Genomic DNA, 23745 nt, shown 5'->3' on the forward strand with positions numbered 1-23745 from the left:
AAAAATATGTCTCAAATTGCGATAAATACCTCACAAAATGTAAATATTAACTTTAATATTGCAGGCGTAGGAGAAAGAATGCTCGCCTTTATTATTGATCTTCTGATCAGGATTGCTTATGTGGTGATTGTCCTGTATTTATTCTTCAATATTTTTGATTTGGGGTATATCTTAAATGGTCTTGACGATTGGTCTATAAGAGCAGTATATCTTATTCTTACCTTTCCTATCTATATTTATCCTCTTGTTTTGGAAAGCCTGATGGAAGGACAGACTCCCGGTAAAAAACTGATGAAAATAAAAGTGGTAAAGATTGACGGTTATCAAGCCAGTTTCGCAGATTATATGATCCGCTGGGTTTTCAGGATTGTAGATGTTTCATTTGCCGGAGTGATAGGACTTATTTCTATGATTGTTTCTAAAAATAACCAACGTTTGGGAGATATTGCTTCCGGAACAGCTGTAATTTCTTTAAAAAACAACATCAATATTTCGCATACAATTTTGGAGAACATTCATGAAAACTATGTTCCTTCTTTCCCTCAGGTAATTGCTTTAAGTGACAATGATATGAGGATCATCAAAGACAATTATACCAAAGCTTTAAAAGTAGACGACCGCCAAATCATCAATAAACTTTCCAATAAAATCAAAAGTATTCTGAAACTGGAAATAGATCCCACTAAAATGACAGAGAGACAGTTCATCAATGTTATTATTAAAGATTACAACTATTATACAGGAAAAGACAATTAGTAGAGTCAATCGTCAATTTTGCTTCGCAAGTGAATGGTTAATCTAAAAATATTGAAAAATTAACAGCAAAGCCTATTCTCAATTGCTTATTGCTTATTGCTTATTGCTTATTGCTTATGCAAAGCTCGGTGCAATTTTTGTATATTTATCATTAAAGTCCTGAATCATGAAATTTGAAAACAATAAATCCGGAAACGGCGGTGTTCTTACTTTAAATAACGAAACAAAAGAAGTAGGGAGACTTACCTATACTATTTTTCCTGAAGATCATAAATTCATCATCTCTTTTGTGTTGGTACACCCGGAATTTGAAGGCCGGGGAATGGGAAAATATTTAGTGGAAGAAGCCATTCAATTTGCCAGAGAAAACAACTGGAAAGTATACCCCCATTGTTCCTATGCCAGATCTGTGATGATGAGAATGAGTGATGTGGACGATATTTTTTTAAAGAATTAAAACCTCGTTCACCAGGATATCTTCAATATCATCCGGATAATCTACTTTAAGGTGGTGGTCTGAAGCTACCCACTCCATAATTTCCTGAAGATTTAAAACCTTGGAATTGGGGATTCCCATTTTATCAAGAGCACATGCATTGCATTCCTGTTCATACTGATTATGAATAGGAATTACGAATAGTTTTTTATCCATAAATAATGCTTCCGCCGGGCTTTCAAAACCTGCGTTGCACAAAATTCCGTCACAGCCTTCAAAGTATTTCAGATACTGACTTTCATCAATAGGAAATACTTCCACATTTTTCACTTTCACCTGTACTTTGCTGTATTTTGAAAACACTTTCCATTCTACAGGAATTTTTCTTAAAACCTTAATGATATTTTCATCTGCAAAACTGGGAAGATAGACAAGATAATATCCCTGTTTGTAAGGATTAAGATTTCTGATCTTTCTTCTGATTACCGGTTTTTTGATCTGTGGATGATAATTTTCAAAATGAAACCCTATTTTCCTTTCGCTGGGAACGTAGTATTTCAAAATCATTTCGCCCAGAAAATCTTTTTTCGTGGGTTTAGGAGTTTCCGGAAAACTCATGGAAGCCTGATGGCTCAGTTCTATCATTGGAAGCTTTTTCAGCTTGGAAGCCCAGCCCGTCAAAGGCTCATAATCATTGATAATTAAATCATATTGGGAAAGTTCCAGTTCTCTGATAGTTTTTGCTGCTTCAAAGAATTTATTTTCTATAAACGTTTTTCGGTAGGATAAACCGCCTGTTTTGTTATAAAGAAGAGAAATACCTCTGTATTGAAAATTAATATCGAAATCGGCCTTTAACTGCGACTGGTGGCCGCTTATCAGTGTATCAACAGATGCATGCTTCTTGAGAAGAGGAATAATTTCCTGTGCTCTGGCAACATGCCCGTTTCCGGTACCCTGGAATGCATACAAAATCTTCATTTAGGAAAAGTTGGTTACAATTTTTAAAAGAGCCGAATTATCCATTTCAGGGATTTCTTCCACTTCATCATCTTTCAATAAGTGTTTATGTTCATCATAGTAAAAAATTTTCCATTCTTTATCATGATATTCTAAAGCAGACAGATTTTCAATCCAGTCACCGGAATTCAAATAAGTACAGGCTCCTTTTTTATTAACTACCTCACGAATCTGCGGTTGGTGGATATGCCCACACACCACATAGTCATATTGATTGTCAATAGCCAGTTCAGAAGCTGTAAGTTCAAAATCTCCAATGTATTTGACTGCTTTTTTCACATTATTTTTGATCTTTTTAGAAAACGAGTATTTCTCTTTACCCATTTTTTCTAAGAACCAATTTACAACATTATTGATAATAATAAGGAGATCGTAACCTTTTCCGCCAAGTTTGGCGATCCATTTGGAATGCTGGACGGATGCATCGAAAACATCACCGTGAAATATCCAGGCTTTTTTCTGATCGATAGTCAGACAGACTTTATTACACACTTTAAGTTTTCCCAGTTCAAAGTCTGTGAACTTACGGAACATTTCATCATGATTGCCCGTAATGTAATACACATCTGTGTTCTTTGTGGCTAATGAAAGAATCTTTCTGATTACTTTCAAATGAGGTTTAGGGAAGTAAGACTTTTTAAACTGCCAGATATCAATAATATCACCGTTTAAAACTAAAGTTTTAGGCTGGATAGAATTGAGGTATCTCAACAATTCTTTAGCCTTACATCCATAAGTTCCCAAATGAACATCCGATATAACAACTAATTCAACGTTTCTTTTCATAGTTTTGTACAAAGAAACTAATTGAAAATTAACTGTATATGAATGCTATATTATTTTTTATAAAGAGTCCATCAGCTCTTCTGTGATTTCCATGTTGTGGTAAACGTTTTGAACATCATCATCCTCTTCGAAACGCTCAAGCATTTTCATATTAGCTTTGAACTGTTCTGCATTTACTTCTTTGGTATTGTTTGGAATTCTTTGAAGTTCTGCACTTTTAGCTTCAATTCCAAGATCATCCAGTTTGTGAGATAAAGAACCGAAATCTTCAAAAGCAGTCGTAATCATTACTTCTTCTTCGTCTTTTTCTACATCTTCTGCACCACCGTCAATCATTTCCATTTCGAAATCATCCCAATCCATTTTGATCTGAGCCAAATCAATGGTAAAAATTCCTTTTCTGTCGAAGATAAATGCTAACTCTCCATTTTTACCAAGGTTACCGTCAAATTTATTGAAAACCGCTCTTACATTGGCTACAGTTCTTGTCGTGTTGTTTGTGGTACATTCTATAAAGAACGCAACACCACCTTGTCCATAACCTTCATAAGTGATTTCTTCATAGTTTTCTGCGTCTGCACCACTTGCTTTCTTAATAGCTCTTTCTACATTATCCTTAGGCATGTTGGCTCCTTTCGCGTTTTGGATACATCTTCTCAGTGCAGGATTAGATTCAGGATCTGTTCCGCCAGCTTTTACAGCTAGTGCAATGTCCTTTCCTATTTTAGAGAATGTTTTGGCCATTTTATCCCATCTGGCCATTTTAGAAGCTTTTCTATATTCAAATGCTCTTCCCATTTTAATTTTTAAATTTCCAACAAAATTACTCAAAAGTCAACAAAAAAAAAATACCTCCAATAAAATTGGAGGTATTCATTATTTAGAAAAATTAATTATTTTTTCTTTTTAGCAACAGCTTTTTTCTTAGCTGGAGCTTTTTTCTTAGCTGGAGCTTTTTTAGTAGCTTTTTTTGCTGGAGCAACAACATCAGATTTCTGATATTTGTTCCATTCGCTGTCATCACCGATGTATCTAACAGTTACTTTTCTATCAGCTTGTCTTTCAGCATCAGATGCAGATTCTGCAACTTTAGCATTTTGCTCACCAATACCTACTGATTTCAATGCGTTAACATCTACACCTCTTGCATCTAAAGCAGCAACTACAGAAGCAGCTCTTTCTTTAGATAATTTCAAGTTGTAAGCATCGCTTCCTTTTTTGTCAGTTTCACCAACTAATAGGAATCTACCTCCATCTTTCTTGATGATTTCAGAAGCAGTATCTAAAGCACCTTTAGATTCTGGTCTGATAGTAGCTTTATTGAAATCGAAGTATACGCTCTTAAGGTTCTTTTCAACGTCAGTAGCCGTTACTTCTTTTGGCTTAGGACATCCGTTGTATTCTGGAAGACCTGGAACAGTAGGACAAGCATCATCTTTATCTAAGATACCGTCACCGTCTGTATCTGGCCAAGGACAACCGTTGTTTTCAGCAGGACCTGCTACTGTAGGACAAGCGTCATCTTTGTCGATTACACCATCACCGTCAGTATCTGGCCAAGGGCATCCGTTGTTTTCAACTGGACCAGCCACTTCTGGACATTGATCGTCTTTATCTGGAACTCCGTCACCGTCAGTATCAGGACATCCTTGGAATTCTGGTAAACCTGGTGTATCTGGACAAAGGTCATCTTTATCTAGGATACCATCCTTATCTCTATCTCTGTTTCCAAATCTGAATAAGATAGAAGCAGAAGCTTGCCAGAAGTTAGCCACTGTAGAGTGGTCACCTGGAGTTGATACATAATCTCCCTGAACACCAAGACCGAAGTTCTTAGTTACCCAGAAGTTAGCACCAGCACCTGTAGCTACTGTAAAGTGGTTAGCTTTACCGTTTTCGTTACCATCCTTACCATTAGTTACGTTTTCGATTGGATTACCGTTAGCGTCAACAGATGTTCTTGGGAAAGAAAGTGCTGTATAATCATGTCTTAAATAATTAGCACCAACTCTTAAATATGGATCAAACCAAGATTCTTCGTTCCATAAAAGACCTGCAGCGTGAGCCTGGAAACCAAGACCTGTCATTAGGAAAAATTCTTTCCCCATGTTGAATCTTTTGTTTTCAACATTTCCAACAGAAGTCTGCCAGTCAATTACTAAACCTTTACCAACATTTCTAGCAACTGTTAGCTTAGATAATGGAGGTGTAATAGAAAAGTTGTTCACATTGAACATGCTTTTCGTCAAATTGTTAGCAGAGAACGTATTACTGAAGTTACTTCTTGCTGCTACGTGGTTTTCAGCATGAGCACCAACTCCGATTAACCACGGATTGTTGGTAGTCTGTGCGAAAACAGTAGAGGCAACAGTAAGCGCCAATGCTGAAATTCCTAATTTTAGATTTTTCATAGAATTAAATGATTAAATAATTGATAATGCAAAATAAATATAATTTTTCTTTATATACAAAGTTTTTCAAATGATTTTTAACTTTTCTTTAATATTCTGTCCAGGTTCCGTTTATTTTCTCTATCTTTTATCGCCTCTCTTTTATCGAAAAGCTTTTTCCCTCTACCCAGCGCTATCAGCACCTTTGCTTTACCTCGGTCAGTGATATATAATTTTAAAGGTATTATGGTGTTCCCAGCATCCTTTAACTTTTTTTCAAGTTTTTGTAATTCTTTTTTGTGCAAGAGCAATTTCCGTTCCCTTTTTGTTTTATGATTGTAAAAAGTTCCTAATTTATACTCATCAATCATCATGTTAATGATGTATAACTCCCCATCAATAAACTGACAGAAGGATTCTGTGATGGATGCTTTGGATGAACGTAAAGATTTTATTTCTGTACCCGTCAAAACCATTCCGGCTTCGTATTCTTCCAGAATTTCGTATTCAAAACGGGCTCTTTTGTTTAATATGCTAACTGTTTTCTCAATCTTCATCATTTTAAAATTTCGTTAATGAAATATATAAAAAATACCATACATTTAAAAACTTGACTATTATATTATTACAGAATACCCAAATTCTTTTCGTATTTTTGCGCCAAATTTATAAAAAAGCACTCAAGTTGTTGGTTTTTAATATAAAATACAACTAATTTACTATACAGGGTACGACTTAGAGCGCTATGTGCTTTATTTTGACTTTCTGAGTGTCCACCTTTTGTCTACAAACTACTCATGGTGCAAATTTAACTAAAAATTACTAAAACACCAATCCACTATTCATAAGCATTTGGGACTGGTGCAAGGTGCAAGTATTATTATATATACTTGCACCTTTGCACCTGCCCTGATGGATTTGTTTTTACCTTTTTCCAAAATATTAGTTTTTCATTATTTAGGACTTAAAAAAGACAATTCACTTTTCCCTATACCAACTTACACCCTATTTTCCTTGTCTGTTATTGACTTTTCCTTGTCTATTATTGACCTTTTTTTCATTAGTATTTAATCTTTTCTACAACTACTTTTGAAGCCACAACTATAGAACACAACGAAAAAACACTTATGGAAGTAATCACTATTGAATCTCAAGCCTTTAAAAACTTGATGTCAAAAGTGGACACAATTTTCGATTATGTCATTACCCAGCTAAAAATACAAGATGAAGAAGACGGTTGGGTTGACAGCTATGAGGTATGTACCTTTTTGAAAATTAGTGACCGCACTCTACAAAGACTACGTAGCGAAAATAAAATAAACTATTCCCGGATACGAGGAAAAAATTATTACAAAATCAGTGAAATTAAAAGAATGTTGGATGAGAACCTTATTCGTCGGACTAGTGATCAATTACAAGATCTTATCCAAAATCACATAAAAAATGCTAGAGAAAACACAAATACTTAAATGCACCCGTGATGGATTGGACATCTTCAAGCACTATGTCCCCGGAGATTGGCGTGTAGGCAGAAATTTTAAAAATCCTTTTTACAATGACACCAACGCTTCATGCAATATTTACTTTGACCGAATAAGTGGAATCTACCGCATGAGGGATTTTGGCGATCCTTTTTATGCTGGTGATTGTTTTTCAATTGTAGGAAAAATTAAGAATCTTGATAGTAATAAGGATTTCAAGGAAATTCTAACTCAAATTAATGATGAAATGAATCTAGGATTGCACAAAGGGTTACCTTCATCAGAACACAGATATTCTCCAGAAATAAAAACTAAATTTGAAAATGAAAATACCATAACAGAACATTTTAATAATTTTAAGCCCTACTCCACAGTTGAACGTAGTTTTACACTAAGAGAAATTGAATTCTGGAAGCAGTTTGGTATAACCATCGAAATTTTAAAAAGTTATAAAGTGTTTTCGCTGGATGAATTCTCCAGTGAAAATAGAGATTCAAAGCATTTTACGATAAAATCTTCAGCTGATGAACCTATGTTTGGATATGTCGGGAAAAAATATGTGAAAATTTATCGCCCGTTTTCCTCAATACGTTTCTTGTACGGTGGAAATACACCTGACATATATTGTTTCGGATTAGAGCAACTACCTACAAAAGGACACACCCTTTTTATTACTGGTGGAGAAAAAGATGTCATGACACTAGCATCCAGGGGATTTTATGCGATTTGCTTTAACAGTGAGACCTCCTTGATACCTGAAAGTGTGATCAAAAAACTTTCATATCGTTTCAAACATATAATACTACTCTATGATGCAGATAAAGCAGGCATAGCCGCCGCCCTTAAACATCAAAAGCAATTATCCAGTTTTGGGGTGAGTCAATTAAAGCTTCCACTTCCAGGAACAAAGAGTGAAAAGGATATTTCCGACTTTTTCCGGATAGGAAATACCAAAAATGATTTTAATCAGCTATTCCTTGAATTTTTAGACCAATTATATAATGAGACCATGGCTATGCTAAAACCTTGCGAAATTGATTTTAGCAAACCTCCTACAGAATCACAAGCACTGATTTCCATTAACAATGTTACATTGGGTACACAGGGAAATTTATTGGGAGTTACAGGGGGTGAAGGTACCGGAAAAAGTAATTATGTAGGAAGTCTGATCGCTGGAACCTTTTGTCTGGATAATCCCGTAGATACTTTGGGTGCCACTGTGCTTCCTAATAGCACAGGAAAAGCTGTGCTACTGTATGATACTGAGCAATCAGAAACCCAGCTGTACAAGAATATTTCCGGTATCCGGAAACGTTCAGGTAGAGAAAATATCCCCGAATATTTCAAAGCCTACTGTCTAGCAGGTATGTCAAGAAAAGAGCGTCTGCAGTCAATTTTGCAAAGTATGGATAAATTTTACTATCAATTTTCTGGAATTCATATGGTGGTAATTGACGGAATAGCTGATCTTATTAGAGGTGCTAATGATGAAACGGAAAGTGTTGCCTTAATTGATGAACTTTACCGTATGGCCGGCATTTACAAAACTTGCTTTATCTGTGTTCTGCACTTTACACCTAATGGATTAAAGCTTCGGGGACATCTTGGAAGCGAGCTTCAGAGAAAAGCAGCTGCTATTATTTCCATTGATAAAGATGACAATCCACAAATATCTGTTATAAAGGCTTTAAAAGTAAGGGACGGGAGTCCTTTTGACGTACCACTCATTCAATTTTCCTGGGACAAGGAAAAAGCCATGCACGTTTTTGTAGGGGAAAAAACCAAAGAAGAAAAAGAGAAACGCAAAGAGATAGAGCTTACAAATATCGCCCGAAAAATGTTTTCACAACAAAAACGGTACTCATATGCCGGATTATGTGAGAAGCTGCAAAACCTGATGACAGTCAAAGACCGGACAGCAAAAAGCTATATTAAATATATGCGGGAAAAAGGATTGATTGTAAAAGATTCAGAAAACAATTATGAGCTTAAAAAATAACCCGCGAAAGAGATACTCGAACGTATAAAAAGTTGATAACATGAATATCGATCCTAAAAAACAATTACTTCAACTGACTGTTGGAGAGTTTCTGGGTTTACTAAAAAACTCTGTTCCAGAAAAAAAATATGAATATGGGCTTAAAGGCTTAGCAAAAATGCTCGGTTGCTCTCGTTCTAAGGCATCCCTAATAAAGTCTTCAGGTATACTAGACGATGCAATCGTTCAAAACGGAAATCTTATCATTATTGATAAAGATAAAGCAATGCAGCTACTCGCCAAACGTAAAGAATGAACTATTCGGGATTAATTACAAAGTTTTGGCAATACAATAAAAAAGAACCGGTGGGAGCTATAACAGCTTCCATCTATCTCTTTTTGCTGGAAACGTGGAAAGAAAATGAAGAAAATGAGTTTAAGCTTTCTGATATTGAAATCTGTAGATATCTGAAAATCACTAGACCAACTATTAATGCTTTACGCCAAAAGCTTGGCACACTTGGAATGATTAGATATCAATCCAAAAACGGTGTTCCTTGTCATTACAAAATTCTCTTAGAATATTCGCCTTCGATATCCAATACCGAAAAAACAAAGGAAATAAATCTAAAAAAGAAGAAAGACATTAAAAAAGAACCATGCAAAACCTTCCAAAATCAAAATATCTCCCCAGATCAACCTGTTAAAATTTCCTCATCACACAATCAGTTGACAGATGCTGTTCCATCTTTGGAAATGTTTGTTGAATATGTAAAGACACTGGAAAACTATGGTCCTGAATTAGATATTCTAATTAAAGAAAAATATAGCAGTTGGCATGCAAATGGGTGGAAAAATGGCTATGAAAAACCCATAACAAACTGGAAGTCTTCAATTAAAAATACAATACCATTTCTTCAGAATGAATTACAATCTAGTAATGATGGTGTACAAATACTTACTCTGCCAGCCATTAAACATCCTAAATCAAATTTAGATGAATAAGAATAAAAGCACTCTCTATAGCTATAATAACTCTAACCGCTGATCAATAAATTTGATATTAGCAAGAATTTTTTTAAGGAAATTATAGTTTTTTATTGTCTGTTTTTTACTAAATTAATCCCAAATTTATAACTTCACAATATATGAAAAACTTACTTGCAACATCTAAAGCAGCTACTCCAAATATTTATTATACAGCCAAAATCCACTGGATTTCTTTAATAATTCCATCCTTCCTTATTTTGATCGGTCCAGTAGGAGTTATTTCATTTTTATTGTTGGGCTTTAAATATATGATTGGTTTTCTAGGCCTTATTTCTTTGTTTCTGATTTATATTTTCATCAGAGGTCTAATTCGTTTGTTGACTAAGAGAAACACGAAAATTTATGTAACCGATAATTATCTCACATTTTCTACAGGAATATTAGGAAGAACATTTTTCGACCTCCCCTTAAACAAGATTGAAGGAATTGGTATGCATCAAAGTTATTTAGGAAAGCTATTGGATTTCGGAACTCTGGTCGCAACTACCGGTAGTGAAACACACACCTATGTCATTAAACATCCTCAAGAGCTTAGGAATGTCATATTTATGCTGAGAGACAATTCTGCTAAGTAAATTATTTTTTTCTCCACAAAAAATGTTGCTGACAAAATTCAGGAGACTTTAACTTTGCAACTTATTAAGACGTTAGAGCGACATAAACTCAATCTTTAGATATACTAAAAAGCAACACCTATGATCCGATACTTTTGATCTGTTGATTTTATAGGATCCTTTTATTTAGTGTCTCATAAATTAAAACAAATCAAATTCGCAAATTCTTTTCAAAAACATTCTAAGGCAAAGGTGCTGAAAATGTTTTTGAAATGTGATTGCTCCTTTTTTTGGCAAAAAGCGTTTCCGACCAAAGAGAGGAATTGCATTTTTGCCCCCGATTTTCAATTAGTCTAATGTGATTGTTTTGAATGCAAAAAAAGCAACAGGAAAATTACATCCTATTGCTCTTTAAAAGTAGATTATACTTGGATAGCCAGCAATCTCTTCAGATTCTTTGATCTTCTTAAATTGATATATTTTTTAAATAAGGGAGTTTTGGAAAATTCCTGCAAAGTTCTTATAATTTTTACATCTTCTCCTCTAACAGATGAAATTTTGACGCAATATGTCCCAATATCTCCAAAAACATTTCCAACCCCGAAAAGAAGCGAGTAATATGTTTCTTTGGAAATAGGGCGCCTAAAATGTGGAAGATCGGCTTTTCCTTCTTCATCTTCATTGACAAAACGTAGATCTTCGTCAAACATTTCCTGTGTGAAGAATACACCATAATCAACTTCGTTATATCGCTTGTATTTAAGATTATAATTTTCTTTGAGAAGATCATTGACTTCCATTGCCGTTTCAGGCTTTCTAAGATAAATAATTGAGTAAGTTCCCATGCTTTTTATAGTTATCGATAAAAGTTAGTAAGAAACGATTTCCTATACATCGTGAGGTTTTAAAGTCATTAATGTTCACTTGGCAGTAATAGAACATTACCTTCTTTCCAAATAGTTAACTCATTAAAGAGAAAATCTGAAAACTCGATATTTTGATTCGCTAATACTTTATTATTTCCATCTGTTGCAGAGAGTTTGAAACTGTTATCCATATCTCTTTCAATTTTCCAGACCTGAAATTCTTCATTTTTAAATTTTGCTTCAAACTGATAGGAAGCAATCGCATCAAGGAACCAATAGCATTGTTCTTCATCAGCAACTGATTTTACACCGTCAGTTAAAAGTAGGCCCAAAAGATATCTATAGTAGTTTTCCGTACCTACAAAATTTTCATAGAACTCATTTGCTGACATGTTTGGATTTTTCATCATGTGAAATTTTAAATTGTTTATATTCATTTTTTTGTGCCGGTTTTTCCTAGTTCAGATTTTTATTTTTTGGAAATCTCAAAGAACACTTCTCTTCTTTATCTGACCGACTTGTCGTTTTTTATTGCTTCTTATGAGATAAATGGCGTTTCAGCCAAAACCGGAATGAAAGTTAGAATGAAGGCTCCGAAATCTATTTGTCCGCAGGATTCAGGAGTGTCTGAAATAATTGTTGGAACTTGTAGAAAGAATTTTTAGAAACCCAAAAAGATTTTTTTGAGCAGAAATGTGATTTATATTTTTGCATACTAAAAACGCCTGTGGATCAGAGATAAATCAAAAGTATATTTCAGAAATAAGTCTTTAAAACTGTAGAAGTGTCTAGAAAATAAAAGCTATATTTACCATGTATCGAAGGAATCAATTAGTGCTGTCTATTTGCAGGTTTCCGGAAGCACCTATATAATATGCCTGTCTAATGTTTCCTACCTGATCGGTATAACGACATTGCTTTTAAAAATTAGGGTATTGAAATCAATACCCTAAATATCACTGCAAATTAATCGGAATTTATTATAATTATAAATCTTTTCTTACTAATTAAGAAACTCTAGAAGTGATAGAAGTAAAATAGAAAAAATATCTTTTACTAATATTATTTAAATAGACAATTATTCCTCGTCATCTTTATAACCTGAGTTCGATTAAAAAAACATAGCTAATTGATTGGTTTTTAATGTTTCATATTTTAGAGATGGCTTTTTGGGTAAAAAATTATAGGCAATTATTCCTGTTACAAGATTGGTCATAAAGTTTACAACCGAGCGATGTCTGGAGTGCTCTACTTGGCAAATATTTTTCAACTCATCATTCACTGTCTCAATGATAGAGCGCTTTCTAAGTAAAATTTTATCGTTCATCTCCATCAAACTGTTCTTCATATTATTGCGAATACTGGTGATTAATTGAATTCCATCTACAAATAATAATTGGGTCAATTTTTCGCTGATATAACCTTTATCTCCGAGCAACTTCCCAAAAATAGACTGTAAAAAAGATTCATTTTTCAACGGTTCTCTATCATCAACATTTGCCTGTGTTACACAAAAACTTAAAAGTTCACCTTTGTCATTGATGATGATATGAAGTTTGAAACCATGAAACCAACCCATGGTAGATTTTCCTGTGGTAGCAATATCTTTGAACACTTTGTTCCGTTTTATCCTTTTATTTTTACAAACTCTTATTGGTGTGCTGTCTACAAAAGATATTCCTGTGCAAGTTCCTAAACAACAGGTTTTTGCAAATAGCGTCATAGGCATCAATGCAGACTGCATTAATTCTACAAAGCGATTATAGGAAACAGTTTGGGGGAAATCTTGTGTCATATGTTTTTGCACATAATAAATATAAAAATGTTTAAAAGTCCTAAAACCACTCAGATGAAAAAGCAGCGTAATTGTGATGACTTCAGAAGTGCTCATTCTGGGTTTCTTTTTTGGTTTGTTTCCAAGGAGGAAAGGTTCTGAAAATTTTTCAAAATCTTCACAAAACTCATCAACAATACAAAAAATATCCGTAATTTTATCAAAACAAATCATAAGGCAAATTTTAGTTAAATCATTATCTATCATCAACTTAAAGATACTAATTTTTGCCTTTTATTGCAAGTTTTTTATTCTAAATTTACAATCGAACTCAGGTTTATATATTTCAATGTTTCCTTCTTTCATGATAAATCTGTATCCAAAAGGTATTGCTAAATATTTCAAAACATCAGGACGAGCAAAAGCTACATGATAAAAATGCACCATTTTTAATGACTTAATATTACCATCATAATCAGCTGTAATAATATACCATCCACTTTCATCATTAGGTGAGTCATATCTAATACCTTCTATATCCTTTCCTTCATAGACACCATCTGAAATAACAACTGACTGATTGAAGTTTGGAAAAAGAGGAATAAGATTTTGTTGCAAACATATTTCACTTTGCTTTCTAACAACTGAAATTGCCGTATCACAGCCCTTATTAAAGTCGCTACCATCAGAGTTTGCTTCATATAAATCATAATAGTTCTCTTCATCCAATTTAAATTGTAAAAGCCATGAATAATAACCAATATTCTGATTTTCAGAAATAATTGGTTTACTATCTACAATGTAATCTATAATGTACTTAATAACATTTATATAGTTTTCGGGTTGATTATTCCCAATTGTAACTCTAATTTCTTTATTTATATAAAAATCTAATCCCCTTGTTTCTACGTAAAGATTATCTACTATATTTATTTGAATTCCTCTGAACATTATTATATATTATTAAAATTTAAAAACAAACCCTTGCATAAATACAAGGGCTGCTAATCTATTGAAGATGCGAGCATCCCACTCGCAAAAAGGATTATTCTATCTTATCTAACTCTCTTGCGTCAATAATTTTGTTTTCACTAAAGGTATAAGTTCACCAAGTGTGATAATCATATGTCAATGGATCTACATTGAAGAAGCTTTAAAAAAGTCATTTTATTTATATAGGTATTGAAAAAAACTAGTACCCTATATAAACAATACATCTATAAATTTTACCTTTATTTTGTTTTGCAAATTTCAGAAGCGAAAACATCTCCTTCAAATTGAGTTTCAATAATGGCACATTTTCCTTCTATCTTTTTGATTGTACAAAGATAGCCACCATGAGAATTAATATACTTGTCAGTTTCGTCATGCTGGCTTTTAGAAAGGTCTAATAATAAAAACTGACAATCATTCTTCCAAAATATTTTATAATATCTATCCTTCTTTATCTTTTTATTTGTAGACAAATCAAAAATCTCTTCTTTCTGAAAATCTTTGGCTCTTTGTATAAGATACTTTTTATTTGTCTTCTTATTTAATAAAACAAACTTTCCATTTTTAAAATCTGTACATAATACTTTTCTAGATTTAGTTTCTTTTGGATTAGTTAGTAATGATAGAACCAAAGGCAATAATATTGATAGCTTCATGATTTAAAACTATATTAAGAAGTGAGAATTTTTATCATTTCATCATCTCCAATTTGTTTTGCAAAATCTAAAGGGGATTTATTATTGTTATTTTTTGAATTTGGATTAGCACCAAATTCTTTTAATAATTTTACAATCTCATAATAACCTTTAGCATTAAAGACTGCAACCCAGAGTGAATTATTGCCATATTTATCATTTTTATTGATTTCTATAAGCTTATTGTCCAATAGTAATTTAGTTGATTCAAAATCATTATGAGCAGTACTAAAATGTAATGCAGTTTTTCCATTTTGATCAGAATGATTAATATCAATTTGACAATTTAGTAAGAACTTTACAATATCAATTGCTTTAAAGGCAATAGCCTCTTGCAGAAGATTTTCGCCAAAGTCATTAATAAATTCATTAACATTAAAAGAATTAATTTCACTTTCGACACTATCCAATTCGTTAAGTCTTACGAATTGAAAAACGTCATCTATTTTATTTTTTTTCATACTTATGACTTCTGTTTGCGGATTTTGATTCTGGTTGATAATTTTTAGCATTTCTATATTGCTCTAAAAATTTTTCTTTTGTAATCTTATTATCCATATAATCTTTATGTAATTTTCTATATTCATGACCAGTCTTATGTCCCATATCCCATGGCCTTGGTTTTATTGCTTTATCCCATGTTAGTTCTTCACCAGTATTCGGATCATATACTTTACCATTTTTTTGTTTGGCAGTTTCCCAAACTTCATCTACTTGACCTTTTCCATAAGACGGACGGCTTTTACTATACGGTTTTTTTACTGTTACGTTCGCTTCTGCTTTTGCAGCGGCTTTTGCTTCTGTCTTAGCTTCTGCTTTTAATACTGTGGTAGCAGCCTTTACTTCCACTTTTGCTTCTGGGACAAGATTTAATGCTAATAATTTCCAAGCCATAGTCTTGTCAGCAGGATTACCATCAAGATCACGCCCGGTAGCTATTGTATAAAGCTCTTCAGCAGGAGTTACAGTTTTAACGACCGCCATAAAGGCTTCACTATTAGCTTTCCCATGTTCTTCCTCTGCTCTGGCCTGAATACCCCCTTTGGACTTCATATACATTCTGAAACGGAAATCTGCCCCTTCTAACCCTTCAAGCTCAACATTATCAACAACTCTGTTTTCTGAGAAATTATAATGTGACTGATAAGCATATTTTTCACTTAAAGGGTCAACGTTAAAGAATCTTCCCATCGCAGCATCATAATTCCTCCATCGATAAGAACTCCATCCTGTTTCTATTTGCTTTTCCTGTCCTTGGGAAGAATATTTATAGTTTGGAGATATTGTTCCATTAAGATTCAAGTCTCCTCCAAACTCCAATCCAAAAGGATAGTAATTGGTTGTTCTGTCTATTTGCAGGTTTCCGGAAGCATCTTTGTAATACGCTAGTCTGATGTTCCCTACCTGATCGGTATAATTGTAAATATACTTATTCTGAATGAAATCATAATATCCTTCTGAGGTAGGTACAAAATTTAATACATCTTTGTTATACTGAAATCCGTCCAGATAATCCGTCTTAGTAATGGCTTCGGTTTGCCCTACACCAGATCCGTAGGTATAGACTTTTCTAAGTTTAATGCCCTCTGCATTGTAGAGATATTTCGTATTGACATTATAATAATCCCCTGTCCGACGGGAAAAGTATTGTTTATTAAATTCCACAAAATTGGGTAAATTCAGGTGGTTGTACTCTATTCCCAAGATTCCTCTATCTACATGACTGGTCATATTCCCGTTACCATCATAAGGAATGGTATTTCCTGAAAGATCAGGGTAACCACCATAATTACCTGAAGTATCATTCACCTTAGTGAGTCTATTCCCGGTATAAGTATACCCTAGATTATCCATCACTACATTCCCTACATTTGGTAATAAACTGTTTCTTTTTAAAGTCTGAATATTCCCGTTTACATCATAAGTAAGGGTTTCATTATAATAATTATTCTGGGGAACTGTGGCATTGGGTTCAGAGTAGATCCCACTTTTTAATCGGTTTAATCCATCATACTGGTAATTATACCTTCTGAACGTCCCTCCATCAGCAGACTTCCAGTCTATTTCTGCAATATTACCATTGTACTTCCCTGTAGAAACAGTGGAGTAAACAGGATTGTTGTATTTAATTTCATAGGCAAAAAGTTTCCCGTTTAGATTCGCTGGGTCATTTACTTTTGTAATCCAGCCACGGATATTGTAGCTTTGGTCTATGGACTGCAGAGGTGTTCCGGTAGTATTAGCTGTCTTTTTATTTATAAGCTGTCCCAGATCATTGTACGTGTTTTCTACCAAAAGTTCTTCTGGCTGGCTGTTTACCTGATGATAATGTTTCAGCAGTCTTTTCTGGTCATCATATACAAAACTTTCTTTAATAAGAACTTCTTCATCCGCATCCTCTTTTTTGTGGTAAGTATAACTTTCATCTACAGCACCTGAAAAATCAAGCTTAAACTCCTTTTTGGTATACCCGCCTAAATGATTCCAGCTTTTTTCAGCTACTTTCCCACCTTTGGTATTGTAGTAGAAATACGTCTTGCTCCAGTTATCATCCTCAATATTCTTTACATAGGAAGCTGTGGGCAGACCTTGGGTACTTATACCTCCATTAAGGGCTTTGTCTTCATTAATAACATATTGGTTTAAGATTTTTGCAGGGGGAAATTCCTTTGTATCCCTTGGATAAGAATCATAGTAATTGACAGTAAGCAGTGTTGTAAAACCCGGAAGGAAATTATTGGTATAATACAATACAACGCCATCTTTAGCAAATCCATTGGCAGTTGGGCTTTCACTGATCACCTGTGTGCCGATCTGATTCTGCATAGAAGCCCTGTCTCCGCCTGACATAAGTCCGGTATAAGCAATACGGCCAAAGGCGTCATACTTTGTCATTAGCCACTGTCCTTTATTTTTCAGGTTCACATCCTGGGTAAGTACAGGACGGTCTGCTGCATCATATGCCACCGATTCCCAGTCGTCTCTTCCCGGTAATCTCTTCTCAACCTGTCTGCCCTGTCCATCGTACCGGTACTGGTAACAGTAGGTGTTTACAATATCGGTGGTAACGACATTGTTATTCTGCTCAATCGTCTTTACTGCCAAAGCAGGAATCACAAAAGCTTTTTGTCCATATTCGTTGTAAACATAATAGGTGTCTATATTCTGTGATCCGTCTGTTCTTCTTACCAGTACCGTCTCACCACGCCCATTCTGAAACTCTGTTACAGGAATTCCGTCTTCATCCGTTACGGTGTTTTTGTATAATGTTCCTGCATTATAAAATAGGCTTCCCGGCGTCAGGGATACAGAAGAAACGGTTTTGTTATCTGCTCCTACAGTTCCCGTAGTAGTACTTGTAATAAATTTCTTAACTTCATTTCCCTGGTTTACTTCATATGTAAATTTCTGGGTATGTCCGCCTGCTTTTTTCCATGGCTCACCCGGATGAGCCACTTGTAATACCCTGTCTAAAGGAGAATTTTCAATCTCTTTTTCTGTGTAGGCATTGGCTGCACCATAATACGAGTTAGCCGTATTTTCATTCACTATTCCAGTATGGATTGCTGAATTAAGGGTATTAGCCGGAACCGGAAGAATATCTTTAACCTGTCTTCCAAATCCATCATAAGTAACGGGAGTAACTAAATCTTTTCCAATAGTGGTTGATTTTACGCTGACAATCTGCTTAGGTCTTCCCAATCCGTCAAAATAGATAATGGATTCTGCTTTTTTAGTGCAATCCCCGTTCAGGCAGGTTTTAGATTGCACAAAATTTTCGGTTGTACTTTGTCCGTAGGCTGTTATTGCTGTAAACAGCAGACCTAATAATTGTATTTTTTTCATTTGTGTTTACTGCTTATAGTTATACTTAAATTCTTTGACTACTTTAAAGCTGTAGGTTCCTGCATTATCCCTTTCTCTTACCTGTACCTGTTTTAATCGGTTGGCTGTATCATAGACATACAGTTCCCTTATTCCAGAAGGAGGTGTTATGGTGGTTACTCCTACCAGTGGATCATAGGTATACTTGGTTGTCAATCCAACAGGCTGAAAGGCATCAAGAGCCTGTAGAAGTTCAGCTTCTTTGGTTGGGTCTGCCGCATCTTCGTTAGACTTAGCCACAATCGTACTGATCATGCCTTCCACCTGACTGTACAATGCTCCTACAATCTTTGCAATAGGCTGGGTTTTATTATAACCCCAAACAATACTTACCGGAGTTCCGTCTTTCTCCCTGTACTGAAGAATGTTTCCCTTTTCGTCATATTTTTCATACGTGACATCTTTAGAAGAAACAGTAGGGCTCAGGGTGTCATAAGAATATTCAGACAGAGGAAGTGCTAAGTTTCCGGTAATGGCATGAGGCAGGGTCGTTGGATAAACAGTCTCATCACGGGAGGTAACTTTGGTGATATTATCTACCGTTTGCTGCGACTTTGTTTCCAGTGAAATCCCCAGCATGTTCTTACTGATCAGTAACTGATTATTTTTTTCATCAGCATACTGATAGGTTTTTTCTTCTGTAGACAGATCAGGGAAAATAGTTTTCTCATTAGTCAGCTGATGGTGTTTGGGGTTGTTATAGAAATACTGGGTTTCTGTTTTCATGGCAGTTCCGTTCAGATAGTCTATCGCCTTCTGAGATTTCAGGTACTCAAAACGGGATATGTTCTTATACTGCATGATGTCAAGATTATCAAGCTGGTCGGCAAAAGTAATTACTTCTCCTACACTTTTCCCGTAACAAATATCTTTATACGTGATGGTTTGATTATTCGCACCTATGGCATGGCAGTTTTTATTTCCGTCCGTTGTTGTATAGAAATGTGAATGGTTTGTACTGCAATAAGTATAATCATAAGTTCTCACAACATCCTCCGCCGTGCAGGTTCTGGTTACATTTTGCGCTACCGGATTATCATAATTTTTTCTGATCGAGAATCCATCTACCTGATATGTACGGCTGTTGTCCTCTTCGTAGTTCATTTCCACGGTGCGAACCAAATTATTACCACTGTCAAGGTATTTTGTCAGTTTCTCCTTTCCGTTATTCCATCCAAAATTAGTCAGGGTAGAGTTTCTAATATTTTTCCCATACAGTACTTTACCAAAATCATCTGATTCAGTTGAATAATAATGGATGATATTTGATTTTCCCTCTACAATTTCCTGTACCGTTTTATAAAAAACATTAGGATGGGTCGCAAAGAGCTGATTGATATTGGTAGAGGTGATGGTATAATATGGGAACCTTTCTACTCCTGTAGGTACACCCCCTCCATTATTTCCCGGATTAGGGGTGGTACTGCATGTTCTTGTATAATCCAGCTGCTCTTCAAATTCAGGCATTCTCAGTACAATGGCTTCAGTAGTCTGTTCACCCAGATCATGGTAAACGAATTTTCGGGTCGAGGCCACCCCGTTTTCGGTAGTGTCCACAATTTTAGCAATTCTTACTCCCCCGATAGCGGCTTCTCTGTCTCCTCTTACTTCCAGCGCTTGGGTATAGCTTGCTGCTGCCTCAGCCTGTACGCACACAAAAAGAGTGCTTAAATTTAGGGTCAGCGCTTCATTTTTTTGAACCATTGCATAATAGGCATAAGGCGAAGGAAATGTGAGGGAGGTCGTTGGGCTTGTCATCATACCGCTGGGCGTTTTCTGATAAAGCGTAACGCTTTGTCCATTAGATCGTTTAAGATTGGCCACAGCACGGTGCTTACCCGCTACCTCCCACTGGGAGTCACAGGCATCACTATTGAACCAGGCACCTCCGCCTATGGTAATCTCTTCATCTTTAACAGGCGTGAATGTAATGGAGTTACTTACCTGCGGACCGCTGCTGCCTTTCTCCGCACCAATCTGGACACCCGTTTTTATCTCAGGAGTAATCACCACATTCTTTTCCATGATTGAATTATTTTCATAGAAAAACTCTGAAGACCCTTTGGTGGGATACGTAATTTTTTGCAGTATTCCGATAGAAGTTTTAGAAGGGTCAACAGCTCTGAGAGAATATGGATAACCGCTCCAATTCATGATCTGCGGGATATAAGGGATCAGGTTGGAATTACTGACAGCTCCATTGAAATACCCCCAGTCATCCCTTCCAAATGACAGTCTGGCCGGGAACTGGTCAGGAAGATTATACTGGAAACTGTGCACACTGCCTGAAACACCATCAGAAACAGAATTCAGAAACAAGCGGTTATTAGAAGTTAAGGTATAATTTAAGGTAACATCATTTATGATACTCCCGTTAACTTTTTTCGTAACTTTCTGTAACCTCTTGAAGTCGGCACTTCCTCCAGACTGAAAGTAATCAAATATAACCTCACCATAGGAAGGATTACTGCTGTAGATTCTTTTAATCTGCTTGCCGTTAACAGTCTGGTTATGGCTTATCAGCTCGCTGACCTGCGGGTACCTGATAAATGCCGGATTTCCACAGGAAGAAGTCATCGGTCCGCCATTGGGAATGGTATAGGATAAAGTCTGTGACTGGCTCATGGTGGCTGTATACCCTCCATCCACATTTTCAATAAATACCGTTTCTCCGGTAGAGGGATCTTCAATCTTTGTTAAATACCATGCTGCGGTAGAAATACTGATCAAAGAATGTCCTGCACCTGCCGTACGGTTAGACGTTGATTCTTTATCCGTAAAATAGTACTTTATTCCATTGTCGGTGGTGATGGTAAATGAGTTTCCACCGCTCACCCCTTCAATAATGACGTCCTTTTGAGAGTAGATAACAGGAATTCCTTTCTTGTCAAACACAAACTTGATTTGCATGCCGCCAAAGTTGGCCATATATAAATCCTGTTCAGTATCTACATTATCATTGGAAGCGTCCTGAAAAAACTGCATGGCAATGGGATTATTGGCTCCTATATCATCAAAATTGGTCGGAATGGAAACATTGGATAAATTGTTTTCATCCGGAAGATCACGGATAACCCGTGTGATTACCCCTCCTGATACCATAGTCCAGCCAAGTCCTGTTGAACCGTTCATATCATCTACTTTGATTCCATTGGAGAAATAATTAAGCCTGATGGGAATATTGATATTCTCTGTATCAAAAGAGGTAACAGGAATATTTACGTTGACATTTCCTGTGAATAGACTTACCGGAAGGTTTCCAAATGCTCCCAGTTTATAGGACTCCGCAGAGGGAGGAATGATATTGGGAAGCGTGGATTGTTTACTTCCTGTAGTTTGTGCTAATGCCGTCCCCAGAGACAGGCAGAAAAACAAACTCGTAATATTTTTTTTCATGGTGTTTTATTTCTTGATTAATTTGGCATTAGCGGTTTTACCTGTATCAGTTTTTATAGTCACCAGATAAGCTCCCTGAATGAGTGCCTGAGTATTAATTTTAGTGACCTTGTTCTTAGTTGAAAGGTTTTGAAGCTGTCTTCCGCTCATATCATACAGGAGAATTTCAGCATCCTTGAATGGACTTCCAATTTCTACATAAGTATAATCAGAGACAGGATTAGGATAAATTTTGATGTCATATTTTTCAATCAAATCACCTACCTGCTTATCTCCAAGCTTTACAATCTTCCAGTTTTCTTTTCCAATCTCTTCCGCGCTGGTTCCGGCAAGAATAATAGAACCGTCTCTGTTCAGCTTTAAGTCAGAAAGTCGTTCTTCTTTTTGTCGGGATTCTCCGGGTATATGTTTTCTCCATACTTCGTTCCCTAGCTGATCAGTATATAGTAGCCAAAAAGTATTATCATCTTTCTCCGCTCTTCCCTCTGAAGGGGTGTAGCCACCAAGTAAAATCCCTTTTGTAGACTTATCATCTGCTGAATGAAGGACATTCATTCCCATAAGTACATCACGATTCCCAAAATTGTAGGACTTCTGCCACTGCTCTTCGCCTCTTTCATTTAAAGCAATCAGCCAAAGATCTGTCCCTTCAGTAGTTCCCACCGTTTTATTTCCTGAACGCTCAGACCGGGATTCTCCTCCAATAATAAAACCATTTGAAGTTAAGGCCATAGTTCTCAAATGATCATCTCCTTTACCTCCAAAATTCTTCTCCCATTCTATTTTTCCGGTTTTGTCTAACTTGACAATCCAGAAGTCACCTTCGCCATAGTTTTCGGTCTTTTTAGCATAAGAAGATACTGACGATGGTACCGGAGCACTTGCTTTTAATTTACAAACACCACTCTTGGAATATATCCCCAATAGTGCTCCGCCATCCATCGTAGGGATAAGCTTTTCAGCTCCATCCAAACCACAACCACCTATGAGAATTTCTGATAATACGTTACCATTCTTGTCTAATTTTGTAAGCATAATATCTTTTGAGCCAAAGCCCCCGGATATATTTTGCCTGTTTCCCGCTACAAAGAATCCTAAATCTGTAGTCTGGATAACCGCTCTTGCCTCTTCATCTGAAGAAGTTCCTAACGTCTTCTGCCAGAGTTCATCCCCGAATTCATTAAGGCGGATGAGCCAGATATCTGAACCGCCTTTAGAATCATCTTTTTTATCCAATCCTTTTCCGGAATAGGATGTTCCAGCTAAAAGAAATCCGCCATCCTGCGTAGTGACTGCAGCGGACAGATAATCATGATTTTGGCCGGAAAAATATTTTTCCCACGTCTCATTCCCTTGCTGATCAAGTTTAATCAAATGGAAATCATAACCGTTGTTTTGTTTTTGGCCTGATAATCCTGAGCCTGTCGAAGGGTTGCTCCGAATTGAGCTCCCGGTGATTAGATACTGCCCGTCTATGGTAGTAGTAACCTGACTTAGAAAATCCTGCGTACTGGACTTTATATCACGCTGCCAGATCACTTCTGTTTCTTGGCCGGAAATGCCTAGAAATGCGCACAAGAAAAGTGCAATCGTGTAGTTTTTTTTCATTGTTTTTTGGAATTTTATTTTTTTTGTTTTAAAACGAGTCTCAATAAGGTATTAATTACCTTCATTAATATGACTCT

Annotated in this window: 21 protein-coding genes; 7 read left to right on the plus strand and 14 right to left on the minus strand. The window is 35.7% G+C overall.

Going from position 1 to position 23745, the window contains the following annotated elements; translation table 11 throughout:
* The first annotated feature begins 6 nt into the window (after positions 1-6).
* Positions 7-756, plus strand: coding sequence for an RDD family protein (locus tag CLU97_RS00125; RefSeq protein WP_121486173.1), 750 nt, complete (start codon positions 7-9; stop codon positions 754-756).
* Between the two features lie 166 nt (positions 757-922).
* On the plus strand, positions 923-1213 hold the full coding sequence (locus CLU97_RS00130; RefSeq protein WP_121486174.1) for a GNAT family N-acetyltransferase: 291 nt from the start codon (positions 923-925) through the stop codon (positions 1211-1213).
* Here the strand turns inward: CLU97_RS00130 and CLU97_RS00135 are convergent.
* The 5 genes from CLU97_RS00135 to smpB form a co-directional block, all read right to left on the minus strand.
* The gene (locus CLU97_RS00135) at positions 1202-2173 is read right to left on the minus strand and encodes a glycosyltransferase family protein (protein WP_121486175.1); all 972 of its coding nucleotides are present in this window, start codon (positions 2171-2173) and stop codon (positions 1202-1204) included. The genes CLU97_RS00130 and CLU97_RS00135 overlap by 12 nt on opposite strands.
* Positions 2174-2998 carry a UDP-2,3-diacylglucosamine diphosphatase gene (locus CLU97_RS00140; protein WP_105702108.1) on the minus strand — a complete coding sequence of 275 codons (825 nt, stop codon included), beginning with the start codon at positions 2996-2998 and terminating at the stop codon, positions 2174-2176.
* A gap of 57 nt (positions 2999-3055) precedes the next feature.
* Positions 3056-3796, minus strand: a complete 741-nt coding sequence (locus CLU97_RS00145; protein WP_121486176.1) for a YebC/PmpR family DNA-binding transcriptional regulator — start codon at positions 3794-3796, stop codon at positions 3056-3058.
* A 95-nt stretch (positions 3797-3891) separates the two neighbouring features.
* A complete protein-coding gene (locus CLU97_RS00150) occupies positions 3892-5409 on the minus strand; it encodes an OmpA family protein (protein ID WP_121486177.1) in 1518 nt (505 codons plus the stop codon).
* Between the two features lie 77 nt (positions 5410-5486).
* Positions 5487-5945 carry an SsrA-binding protein SmpB gene (gene smpB / locus CLU97_RS00155; protein ID WP_034694839.1) on the minus strand — a complete coding sequence of 153 codons (459 nt, stop codon included), beginning with the start codon at positions 5943-5945 and terminating at the stop codon, positions 5487-5489.
* A 570-nt stretch (positions 5946-6515) separates the two neighbouring features.
* On the opposite strand from smpB, the gene CLU97_RS00160 reads away from it, so the two are divergent.
* The 5 genes from CLU97_RS00160 to CLU97_RS00180 all read left to right on the plus strand — a co-directional run bounded on the left by CLU97_RS00160 (position 6516) and on the right by CLU97_RS00180 (position 10472).
* Positions 6516-6857: a helix-turn-helix domain-containing protein gene (locus CLU97_RS00160; RefSeq protein ID WP_121486178.1), complete on the plus strand. Its 342-nt coding sequence runs from the start codon at positions 6516-6518 to the stop codon at positions 6855-6857.
* Positions 6832-8868, plus strand: coding sequence for a toprim domain-containing protein (locus tag CLU97_RS00165; RefSeq protein WP_121486179.1), 2037 nt, complete (start codon positions 6832-6834; stop codon positions 8866-8868). The genes CLU97_RS00160 and CLU97_RS00165 overlap by 26 nt, the downstream gene beginning before the upstream one ends.
* Before the next feature lie 40 nt (positions 8869-8908).
* Positions 8909-9163, plus strand: a complete 255-nt coding sequence (locus tag CLU97_RS00170; RefSeq protein ID WP_121486180.1) for a DUF3853 family protein — start codon at positions 8909-8911, stop codon at positions 9161-9163.
* Complete coding sequence (locus tag CLU97_RS00175) at positions 9160-9852, plus strand: hypothetical protein (RefSeq protein WP_121486181.1); 693 nt, start codon at positions 9160-9162, stop codon at positions 9850-9852. Before CLU97_RS00170 ends, CLU97_RS00175 begins: the two co-directional genes overlap by 4 nt.
* A 143-nt stretch (positions 9853-9995) precedes the next feature.
* On the plus strand, positions 9996-10472 hold the full coding sequence (locus tag CLU97_RS00180; protein ID WP_121486182.1) for a PH domain-containing protein: 477 nt from the start codon (positions 9996-9998) through the stop codon (positions 10470-10472).
* A gap of 401 nt (positions 10473-10873) precedes the next feature.
* On the opposite strand, the gene CLU97_RS00185 is transcribed toward CLU97_RS00180, so the two are convergent.
* The 9 genes from CLU97_RS00185 to CLU97_RS00230 all read right to left on the minus strand — a co-directional run bounded on the left by CLU97_RS00185 (position 10874) and on the right by CLU97_RS00230 (position 23668).
* Positions 10874-11296, minus strand: coding sequence for a hypothetical protein (locus CLU97_RS00185; protein ID WP_121486183.1), 423 nt, complete (start codon positions 11294-11296; stop codon positions 10874-10876).
* 68 nt (positions 11297-11364) lie between these two features.
* Complete coding sequence (locus CLU97_RS00190; protein ID WP_228437418.1) at positions 11365-11727, minus strand: DUF6876 family protein; 363 nt, start codon at positions 11725-11727, stop codon at positions 11365-11367.
* Between the two features lie 701 nt (positions 11728-12428).
* A complete protein-coding gene (locus CLU97_RS00200) occupies positions 12429-13325 on the minus strand; it encodes an IS982 family transposase (RefSeq protein WP_121489610.1) in 897 nt (298 codons plus the stop codon).
* Between the two features lie 60 nt (positions 13326-13385).
* Positions 13386-14042, minus strand: a complete 657-nt coding sequence (locus CLU97_RS00205) for a hypothetical protein (RefSeq protein WP_121486185.1) — start codon at positions 14040-14042, stop codon at positions 13386-13388.
* Positions 14043-14323: 281 nt separating this feature from the next.
* Positions 14324-14740 carry a hypothetical protein gene (locus CLU97_RS00210; RefSeq protein WP_121486186.1) on the minus strand — a complete coding sequence of 139 codons (417 nt, stop codon included), beginning with the start codon at positions 14738-14740 and terminating at the stop codon, positions 14324-14326.
* A gap of 14 nt (positions 14741-14754) precedes the next feature.
* The gene (locus CLU97_RS00215; protein WP_183084482.1) at positions 14755-15240 is read right to left on the minus strand and encodes an ankyrin repeat domain-containing protein; all 486 of its coding nucleotides are present in this window, start codon (positions 15238-15240) and stop codon (positions 14755-14757) included.
* The gene (locus CLU97_RS00220; protein WP_121486188.1) at positions 15227-18625 is read right to left on the minus strand and encodes a DUF6443 domain-containing protein; all 3399 of its coding nucleotides are present in this window, start codon (positions 18623-18625) and stop codon (positions 15227-15229) included. The genes CLU97_RS00215 and CLU97_RS00220 overlap by 14 nt, the downstream gene beginning before the upstream one ends.
* Before the next feature lie 6 nt (positions 18626-18631).
* On the minus strand, positions 18632-22060 hold the full coding sequence (locus CLU97_RS00225; protein ID WP_121486189.1) for a hypothetical protein: 3429 nt from the start codon (positions 22058-22060) through the stop codon (positions 18632-18634).
* A gap of 6 nt (positions 22061-22066) precedes the next feature.
* Positions 22067-23668, minus strand: coding sequence for a T9SS type A sorting domain-containing protein (locus tag CLU97_RS00230; RefSeq protein WP_121486190.1), 1602 nt, complete (start codon positions 23666-23668; stop codon positions 22067-22069).
* Positions 23669-23745 lie beyond the last annotated feature (77 nt).

Source organism: Chryseobacterium sp. 7, from assembly GCF_003663845.1.
GTDB lineage: Bacteria > Bacteroidota > Bacteroidia > Flavobacteriales > Weeksellaceae > Chryseobacterium.